Annotated in this window: 2 protein-coding genes; one reads left to right on the top strand and one right to left on the bottom strand. The window is 58.0% G+C overall.

Annotation, left to right across the window (positions count from 1 at the left end):
• The coding region (locus ACQKPZ_RS28190) for a hypothetical protein (RefSeq protein ID WP_427544561.1) at nucleotides 1-227 on the bottom strand (227 nt) is incomplete at its 3' end.
• Here ACQKPZ_RS28190 and ACQKPZ_RS28185 point away from each other — a divergent pair.
• Complete coding sequence (locus tag ACQKPZ_RS28185) at nucleotides 117-1,301, top strand: ISL3 family transposase (RefSeq protein ID WP_427544564.1); 1,185 nt, start codon at nucleotides 117-119, stop codon at nucleotides 1,299-1,301. The genes ACQKPZ_RS28190 and ACQKPZ_RS28185 overlap by 111 nt on opposite strands.
• Nucleotides 1,302-1,307 lie beyond the last annotated feature (6 nt).

The following is a 1,307-nucleotide window of genomic DNA, read 5'->3' as shown; positions in this document are numbered from 1 at the left end:
GGTTCTTCACGGAATCCCGGGAAAGACAGAAACAAGAACGCCGGTTTGATGGATGATGTTCGTGCGAGCAAACACATCAACAAACCGGCGTTCTTGTGCACGATATTAATACGTTTCTGCCCTTTTGGGAGGGCTTTTCTGTCATCGCGATCAGGCCAGACGGCGATGACCTGCTGATCGACCTGATCCCTAAGCCCACCAGGTTCCCCACCTGCAGCGGTTGCCATCAGCCCAGCACCACCACCCACGAGTACTGCCAGCGCTCGATCCGCGACCTGCCCATTCTTGGTCGCGCGGTTCGACTGAATGTGGAACTGCGACGTGTCGGGTGCAATGCATGCGGCAAGCGAATGGAGTCAGTCACTTGGCTTGACCGCTATTCGCGCATGACCAAGCGCTTGGCCGAAGCCGTGATCCAGGCTTGCCTACGACTGCCCACCCTGCATGTCGCCGAGCTGTTTGGTCTGCATTGGGATAGCGTGCGTTTGCTAGAGCGACGGGCGCTACAAGCCGCATTGGAGAAGCTGCCGACGGCCCAGCCCAGACGCTTGGTGATGGACGAGTTTGCGTTGTTCAAAGGCCATCGCTACGCCAGCGTGGTGCTTGATGCTGATACCCGTCGGGTGCTTTGGATTGGCGAAGGCCGTAGCCGAGCCGCGGTCAGACCGTTCTTTGAGGAACTGGGGCCGGAGGGCTGTGCGCGGATCGAAGCCGTGGCAATGGACATGAACACCGCATTCGACCTAGAGGTGCGCCAGCACTGTCCTCAGGCGAGAGTGGTGTACGACCTGTTTCATGTGGTCGCCAAATATGGGCGAGAAGTGATTGACCGGGTGCGGGTCGACGAGGCCAATCGCCTGCGTAATGACAAACCTGCCCGCAAGGTGATCAAGCAGGCGCGGTGGCTGCTGCTGCGTAATCCGGAGAATCTCAAGCGTGAAGATCAGCAGGTACGCCTGCAGGATCTGCTGGCAGCTAACCAATCGTTGATGACGGTTTATCTGATGAAGGCAGAACTCAAAGCGCTGTGGTCACCCACCACTGCCTGGGGTTGGCGATCAGCCTGGAAGCAATGGCTGCGACTGGCTGATGAAAGCGCGATACCGGCTCTGAAGCAGTTCGCTAAGCGCCTGAAGAACTACTGGCGCGGCATCCTGAGCAGGGTGCGTTGGCCCATGCACACGGGGCAGTTGGAGGGCATTAACAACCGGATCAAGGTGATCAAGCGGATGGCTTACGGCTACCGGGACAGCGAGTTCTTTTTCATGAAGATCAAGAATGACTTTCCCGGCAATCCGTGAAGAACC

Origin of the sequence: Pseudomonas sp. NPDC089547 (genome assembly GCF_050280665.1) — a bacterium.
In the GTDB taxonomy this organism is placed as follows: domain Bacteria; phylum Pseudomonadota; class Gammaproteobacteria; order Pseudomonadales; family Pseudomonadaceae; genus Aquipseudomonas.
This window is presented reverse-complemented; position numbering and strand designations above follow the sequence as displayed.